Annotated in this window: 7 protein-coding genes; 3 read left to right on the top strand and 4 right to left on the bottom strand. The window is 64.8% G+C overall.

The features are described 5' to 3' along the window. The 3 genes from I5M_RS30515 to I5M_RS23510 form a co-directional block, all read left to right on the top strand. Window positions 1-396 (top strand): SDR family NAD(P)-dependent oxidoreductase (locus I5M_RS30515; protein ID WP_022723633.1); only part of this gene is annotated, 396 nt, incomplete at its 5' end. A gap of 12 nt (window positions 397-408) precedes the next feature. Next, window positions 409-1,326 (top strand): 3-keto-5-aminohexanoate cleavage protein, encoded by a 918-nt coding sequence (locus I5M_RS23515; RefSeq protein WP_022723632.1) that lies wholly within the window; start codon window positions 409-411, stop codon window positions 1,324-1,326. A 19-nt stretch (window positions 1,327-1,345) separates the two neighbouring features. Further along, window positions 1,346-1,690: a cupin domain-containing protein gene (locus tag I5M_RS23510; RefSeq protein WP_022723631.1), complete on the top strand. Its 345-nt coding sequence runs from the start codon at window positions 1,346-1,348 to the stop codon at window positions 1,688-1,690. Window positions 1,691-1,730: 40 nt separating this feature from the next. On the opposite strand, the gene I5M_RS31860 is transcribed toward I5M_RS23510, so the two are convergent. From I5M_RS31860 to I5M_RS23485, 4 genes are all read right to left on the bottom strand, one after another. After that, window positions 1,731-3,287: an SDR family NAD(P)-dependent oxidoreductase gene (locus tag I5M_RS31860; RefSeq protein ID WP_159104031.1), complete on the bottom strand. Its 1,557-nt coding sequence runs from the start codon at window positions 3,285-3,287 to the stop codon at window positions 1,731-1,733. A 36-nt stretch (window positions 3,288-3,323) separates the two neighbouring features. Next, on the bottom strand, window positions 3,324-6,275 hold the full coding sequence (locus I5M_RS23495; protein WP_159104030.1) for a winged helix-turn-helix domain-containing protein: 2,952 nt from the start codon (window positions 6,273-6,275) through the stop codon (window positions 3,324-3,326). Window positions 6,276-6,519: 244 nt separating this feature from the next. After that, a complete protein-coding gene (locus I5M_RS23490; protein ID WP_199900059.1) occupies window positions 6,520-7,014 on the bottom strand; it encodes a YkgB family protein in 495 nt (164 codons plus the stop codon). 74 nt (window positions 7,015-7,088) lie between these two features. Beyond that, window positions 7,089-7,506: carboxymuconolactone decarboxylase family protein (locus I5M_RS23485; protein ID WP_022723628.1), on the bottom strand; the 418-nt coding region annotated here is incomplete at its 5' end.

The raw sequence follows: 7,506 nt of genomic DNA, 5'->3' as shown, positions 1-7,506 counted from the left end.
CATTGGGCGGCAGTTCGCCGCGATCCGCAGCTTCGCGCCTTTGCTCAGGCATCGGGCAACGGACTGATCGTGTCGGTGTCGTCGATCGCCGGCTCCACCGGCACCGGCTCGTCGATCGCCTATTGCGCCGTCAAAGCCGGCATCGACGTGATGACCAGATCGCTCGCCCGTGCGCTGGCGCCGGAGGTCCGCGTGCTTGCGGTCTCGCCGGGCGTCGTCGACACCGGCTTCGTGCCCGGCCGCGGCGCCGATTTCAACGCCAAGACCAGCGCGACGACGCCGCTGAAACGCGTCGCCACAGCTGACGACGTCGCCGAGGCGATCGTCGCCTGCGCCACGCATCTGAACTTTTCGACCGGCAACATCATCGTGGTCGATGGCGGCCGGTCGCTGTAACAAGGAAATCCCATGCGCGCGCTCCGGAACAAGATCTTCATCACCTGCGCGGTCACCGGCAATCTGACGACGCCGGAGCAGACCCCGCATCTGCCGATCACGCCGGATCAGATCGCGGAAGCCTGCCTTGGTGCCGCGGAAGCCGGCGCGGCGATCGTGCACATTCATGTCCGCGATCCGGCCACCGGCCGGCCGTCGATGGAGCTCGATCATTATCGCGATGTCGTCGCCCGCATCCGCGCCCGCAATCCGGCGCTGATCCTCAACATCACCACCGGCCCCGGCGGCCGCTTCGTGCCGTCGCCGGACGATCCCAAGGTCGCGGCACCAGGCACCACGCTGATGCTGCCGGAGAAGCGCGTCGAACATATCGCCGTGTTGAAGCCTGAGATCTGCACCATCGATCTCAACACCATGAACTCCGGCAAGGAGGTGGTGATCAACACGCCGGCGAACGTGCGGCGGATGGCCAAGGTGATGCGCGAGGCGGGCGTACGGCCCGAGGTGGAGCTGTTCGACTCTGGCGACATCGCGCTGATGCACGATCTGCTGGCCGACGGCACCTTGTCCGGCCCGGTACTTTGCTCGTTCGTGATGGGGGTGCGCTACGGCTTCCAGCCGAGCCCTGAGACCGTGCTATACGCCCGCGACATGCTGCCGGCCGACGCCGAGTTCACCGCGATCGGCATCGGCAAGGCCGCCTACACGGCCGCCGCGCAGTCCTACCTCGCCGGCGGCCATGTCCGCGTCGGCCTGGAAGACTCGGTGTATTTGTCGCGAGGCGCGCTGGCGCCGTCCAACGCCGCCATGGTCGAGAAGGCGCGGCGCATCGTCGAGGACCTCGGCGGGCAGATCATGAACGCCGCAGAGGCGCGCGACTTCCTGGGCTTCCCCGCGGCCGCGACCGCCAGCCGCGCTGCCGCGCGCTGATTATCCGAGGAGTTTCGCCATGCACGTCACGCGCTTCGCCGAGGCCCAACCTTATTTCCCGCCGGCGCATTTCGACATGCGCTGCCTGCGGCTGCAGGGGCAGGAGGCCGGACCATCGGAGACGATGTGGCTCGGCGTCTCGCAGATCGAGCCGGGCGGCTACACCTCTTCCAGCGCGTCCCCAGTCGAGAAATTCTACGTCGTCCTCGACGGCGATCTGACCATCGAGACGCCGGACGGCGAGACGAATTTGCACCGCTGGGATTCCTGCCGCATCGCGCCGGGTGAAGCCCGGGCGCTGAAGAACAACAGCGCGAGCCAGGTCACCGTGCTGCTGGCGATGCCGTTGGTGGCGGCGAAATAGTCCCCGCGTTCGAACGCCCGGCCCGGCCGAAGGCAACCGGCTAGCTCAGTGGCTTCATGACGACGTCTCGGAAGTGTTCGCGTTCGGTCATTCGCCCATACCAGCGGTCCAGGTTCGGCAGCCTGGGATGGTCGATGTCCAACATCAGCCAGCGATGGACGGTCGTCGCGACCGGAATATCACCGAACGAGAAATGCTCGCCCGTAATATAGGGGCGATCTGCGAGCCACGCGTCGAGAACCCGGACGCAGTTCAAGGACGATTGCTCTGCCGCGGCGATGATTTCGGAACTGCGCTGCTCCGGAGACGTACGGACAAGTTGAACAAAGAGAGGGCGCAGGCCCGCCCAGAATGTGGTTGCCTGCCAATCCATCCACCTCTCGGCGTCGAAGCGACGCTGAATGTCCGACGGGCAGAGTTCATTATCGGCCGTCTTGTGGGCGAGATAGCGCACGATGGCGTTGGATTCCCACAGCGTGAAGCTGCCATCCTCGATGGTGGGAACGAGTCCGTTCGGATTCATCGCGAGATACTCGGGCGTATCGCTGATCCCGAATCCGCTGCCGGCATCGATCCGCACGTAGTCCAGTCGCAGCTCTCCGCAGCACCAGAGGACCTTCTGGACGTTGATGGAATTCGCGCGTCCCCAGATTTTCAAGGCCGAACCGGTTGTTTCGCGCGCTCGGATTCTGTCGTCACGGCGATGCGGACGTTCTGTCGGCGTCCCGCCATCGTCTTTTCCGCCGCCGGCGAGAGCACGGAGGCCGAATTGGTCCCGCCACTGCTGCTGCAGCCGGGCCGTCGACTGATTGATCTCGTCCACGCCATTCGGCGTTCCGACGATCGATCGTGCGGGCCGGGTCCCTGCCGGACTGTCGATGAGTTCGGTCACGGTCACCGACACCTCGTGAAGGTCGGACACAGCCTCGGCACGAAACGATGTCGATACACGTTGAAGAACGGCTCCCGATAGTCGAGCCATGTCGCCATAGGACTCCTCGCGTTCCTTGTCGACGGGCTCACATGTCGTCGGAGCGTTCGACGTCGGAAGAGAACTCTGCTGCACCAGTACGACGTTCACGCCGAAGGACGAGACCTCGTAGCGGAGGCTGTCGGTCAGGGCCTCCACCGCGAATTTGCCGGCGGCGTGAAGGCCGAGGAACGGATGGGTGATGCGGCCCATGGTCGAGCCGATGTTGATGATCAGTCCCGCGCCGGCGCGCCGCATGCCGGGCAAGACCGCTCGGGCCGTGCGCAGCAGGCCGACGACGTTGGTATCGAGCAGGGCCTGGAATTGCGCGGGCGTGAAGGCTTCGGTAATGCCGGCCGAGGCGATGCCCGCATTGTTGACGAGGACGTCGATTCGCGGCGTTTTGCGCAAGACGGTCTGGACAGCCCGTTCGACCGAGTCGTCATTGGTGACGTCGAGCGATACGACGTCGATGCCTTGCGACCAGAGCGCGTTGGCGCGCTCGCGATTGCGCCCGTGCGGATCACGCATCGACGCAAAGACTCTGTAGCCCGCCCTGGCCGAAGTCTCGGCAATGTCGCGTCCGAGCCCTCTGCTCGCCCCGGTGATCAAGAGAGTCTTGGGCATGCGTCGCTTCTCGTCGGGCGATTGCGACATCATGCCTCAGATCTCTGCCGGCTTTCTTGAAGCCTCATCGCTTGATTGTATTTCCATGCCCGTTCGCGACTCCGCGAGGCGGATCCTCCCGACCGCTGAAGCGTCCGATGCGGCAACGGAGCGCCGACGTCCGGCGATACGTTGCCGAGCATGATCGGAACGCGGATACGCCAACAGTTTGGAAGACCAACTGTCCATCGCGATGGATCCAAGCCGATGCGTCCCGCCTGGAAGCGCATCCCAGGCGACGCAGGCCGGCGCCGTCCGACTGCTCATCATCGCTCCGACGTCGGCCCAAAGACTTTCTTGCAGACGCGCAAGCCGCGATTTCCGGTCAGTGCCCGAGCACTGAGCAGTCTGGCTTGCCGGGCCGCTCAGGATGCGATCGACTTCCGGCACGAGCCAATACTCTTCACGATCGCGAATACGATCGCAAAGATTGCGCGTCAGGAGTTCCGCGCGAGCGGCGTGCCCGAACGTCAGGTGAGCTTCGATCAGCTGGAGAGCGTACCAGAAGTGCTGACCCGGGAACTGGTTTCCTGTGTCGCTCAGCGCGTCCTCGAGCTTGTCGAGGGCTTCGCTGGCGTTGTCGCGCCGGATCGCGAGGATCGCGCTCAACGCGTCCGCCCATCGGCGCCAGCGCATGTGATGACCGCAATGGCGATAGATCTCCTCGATGTAGCGCGCCGCCGCCTGCCAATCCGATCCATCGAGCGCGATCGGACATGCTGCATGCGACAGGACCACGAACAGGCTGGGCACGTGATGACCGGCTTCGGCCACCGCAAGAGCAGCGGTCTTCGCGGCATCGTCAGGACGCCCAGTCCTCCACTCCACGGACGCCAGCCAACCGAGCGACAGGGCGTAATAGTTGAACAGATAGCGCTGCGAATCGCGAACGCCGTCCGACGGGGAATATCGTTGGAGCACATCGCGCAAACGATCCTCGGCGGCGCTGAACGCCCCGATATCGTGCAGGCCGAACGCAATCAGGCTTTCGGCAACCATCGCATCCGGGAGTTGGTCGTTGAGGACCGCGAAATCATAGAATTGAGTCGCGGCATCGATCAGCTGCCGCGGCCGATGAAGAGCCTGGCCGGTCGTCGCCATTCCCCACAGGGCCTGGAGCGCGCCGGGGATGTCGCCGAGCTCCTTGGCCGATTCGTACGCTTGGCCATACAGACGGGATTGTGTGATTGGTTCGCTCTGTAGCAGATGGACGGCCTTGCCGAGGGCGAGCGAAAGATCGAGCCGTCCGCGCGGCTCGCTTTCGGCATCCAGCGCGCGCGCGATCCACGTCTTGAATTCGAACGTCAGGCCGAGACGGGTCAGCGGCGGAAGCGCGGCAAACACGAGTTCACGGGCCAGATCCCGGCCGGGGACTTCAAACGCCCATCGCAGTGCCGAACGCAGATCGTCGAGACCATCGCGGGCGGCTTTGCCCAGCGATCTGTCGCCCGTGCTCAGGTCCAGTAACCGGAATTCCTCACACCGTGCGATGACGTGCCGGGCATGCCGTTCCGACACGTCCGCCATTTCGTCCGCCGCCTGCAGCCGCGCGCCGGCGAAGACTCTCACGGTTTCAAGCATGCGATAGCGTGGCTCGCGTTCGTTGCCGTCGAATACGATCAGCGACTTGTCAACGAGGTTCGCGATCGTCGCGACGATCTCATCCTCCGCTATGCCGTCCCCGCCGGAGATCGCAACTGCGGCATCGATCGCGAAGACGCCGCAGAAGATGGACAAGCGCGTGAACAGTCGGCGTTCGATCGGTGTGAGAAGCTCGTAGCTCCATTCGAAGGCTGCTTCGAGTGTGCGATGGCGGGGCGTTGCCGTGCGCGGGCCGCTTCCGAACAGCCGCAGCCGGCTGTCCAAATGCGAAAGCACGCCGGCGACGCCGAGCGTCGCCACGCGGCTGGCCGCCAACTGGATCGCCAGCGCGATCCCGTCCAGACGCCGGCAGATCTCCGCGAGGTCCGGCGCGGATGCGTCGGTCAGCACGAAATGCGGCGACGCGGCCTGCGCCCGCTCGACGAACAGTTCGATCGCCGAGAAACCGGCGGCTTCCGCGGCGGTGATCCCGAGCGTTTGCACGGGACAGGTAAGACCGTCTAGCCGATGCACCACCTCACCGTCCGCCCGCAGCGGCTCGCGGCTGGTCGCGATAATCTTCACGCGAGGCGCGTTGCGCAGAATCCTTTCCACGATCTCGGCGGCTGCGGCGGCGATGTGCTCGCAATTGTCGAGGACAAGCAGGCGCTGCGTTTCCGACAGATTGCTCAACGCAGACCCCAGCGGGTCTGCGCCGGACCGGTCGGAGCCAAGGGCGACAGCAACGCGGCCAGGTACGAGCGCGGGATCGTAGATAGGTCCGAAGTCCACGAAGCAGACACCGCCCTGCGTCTCCGCCAGGCGCGACACCGACGAGATCGCGGTCGTCGTCTTGCCAATGCCGCCCGGCCCCACGATCGTGACCAGCCTGTGCTGATCGAGCAGGCCGGTGATCAGCTCGATATCTCGCCCTCGGCCGATCACCGGCTTGAGCAGCGCCGGCAGCCGGCCCGGCTCCGAGTTGTCCGTGGCCCGATCGAATTCAACGGGCTCGCCCGGGCCCGGCCAGCGCCGCACGTCCACCGCGCCGGAGAACGCGTAGCCGCGATTGAGGCTGTTGACGATGTAGTCGGCTCCGGCGGGCGTCCTGCCGAGCACCTTGCGGAGCATGGTGACGGTGACGCGGATCGTCACGTCCTCCACCCACTCGCGGCGCCATACCGTCGCGGCGAGCTCTGCCTTGGAAAGGATCTGACCCGGCCGCTCGGCGAGTGCGATCAACAGATCGAGGGCCTTATCGCCGATCGAAACGATCTTGCCGTCGCGCTTGAGTTGACGTGCACCCGGAAACAACAGGAACGTGTCGAACGCCAGTCGTACCGCGGTCTCGTTTTGGGACTTTGTCACGCAGCTCCTCGGCATCGGCTTGCGCAATTCTTACGATTGCGCCCGTGAACGGAGACTACCCTCTATCATCATCGGAACGCGACGAGTTCCCGTCTGCGACGCCGACATTGGCTCGGCGCTTCGGCTTGACGAGGTTCTCAATGCCGCTCGTTTCGAAAATCACCCATGCGCCGACCCGCTCCGCGCGACTCTCATCGAGCGGAAGTGGGCAGCTTCACTAAGGTTCGGCCGCGGCGGAGAATTGTTACGTCGAGGCGCCGCGACGGCTTGGCAGCGAGGCCGCCAGAAGAACAAGCGAAGCCGCCAGAAGTACTACGTCCTTGAGAAGAAATTGGCCCGGAAGCGCCGAAATCGCGGGAAAACCGCCGGCGGTCGGTTCGAACACGCCGGGCGTCGACAGCATGAAAGTGATCGTCACGAGATATGTCGCAATCGACATTGCGGCGCCGACCGCCGAGAAGATCGCAACAAAGGCGCCGATCGCCAGCGCTGCGGCCGTCCCGAGCTCCAGCAGGCCGATGATATAACTGGCGCCCTGGATCCCGAAGATGGTGTGAAGCCAGGCCAATATCGGACTGTGAGCGATGAAGGGCGCGATCCCGTTGGCTTCGTAGGATGTGAATTTCATTGCTCCGAACCACAGGAACACGATCACCAGAGCCCATCGCAACAAGGCCAGGTTCGATGCGTTCGCCGAGGAGTGTTCTGCGACCGAAAATCCCGGGGTGTCGTGTGACATTGACATGGTCGTTCCTTGGAAGCTGCGGCGGCGCAAAGCCCGGCCAGAACACGCCGAGCGGCGGCTCTGTGGCGTCAGGCCGGGGAGCGGAAGGCGGCGTCGATCTCCGGATGCGCGAGATGCGCGACGGCGTTGACCAGCGTCTTCGCAGATACGGCCAGGGCGATCGCCACCGCCGCACGACGTTCGTAACCGACCGACTTGAGCGCGAGAACGTGATGATCGGACACCTGTGTTCGTCCCGACGCGACGGCAGTCGCGAAGTCGCGGACCGCCTCGAGCTTCGAATCGCTCAGCGGCGTGCCGGTTCGCAAGGCTTCGACGATCTCTTTCGACGCGCCGAGTTTCTCTGCCAGCGTTGCATGCACGGCGACGCCATAGTCGGCGGCGTTGGCGCGGCTCGCGGCGACCATTGCCACCTGCTGAGCCACGGGCTCGAGCGACGTTTCCGCGAGCGACTTCAGGACATACAGATAGGCATCGAGCGCGCGG

Source organism: Rhodopseudomonas sp. B29 (assembly GCF_000333455.1).
Classification (GTDB): domain Bacteria; phylum Pseudomonadota; class Alphaproteobacteria; order Rhizobiales; family Xanthobacteraceae; genus Rhodopseudomonas.
This window is presented reverse-complemented; position numbering and strand designations above follow the sequence as displayed.

Coding starts and splice junctions, on each gene's coding strand:
- I5M_RS23515 (WP_022723632.1), top strand. CDS start 409: ATGCGCGCGCTCCGGAACAAGATCTTCATCACCTGCGCGGTCACCGGC.
- I5M_RS23510 (WP_022723631.1), top strand. CDS start 1,346: ATGCACGTCACGCGCTTCGCCGAGGCCCAACCTTATTTCCCGCCGGCG.
- I5M_RS23490 (WP_199900059.1), bottom strand. CDS start 7,014: ATGTCACACGACACCCCGGGATTTTCGGTCGCAGAACACTCCTCGGCG.
- I5M_RS31860 (WP_159104031.1), bottom strand. CDS start 3,287: ATGCCCAAGACTCTCTTGATCACCGGGGCGAGCAGAGGGCTCGGACGC.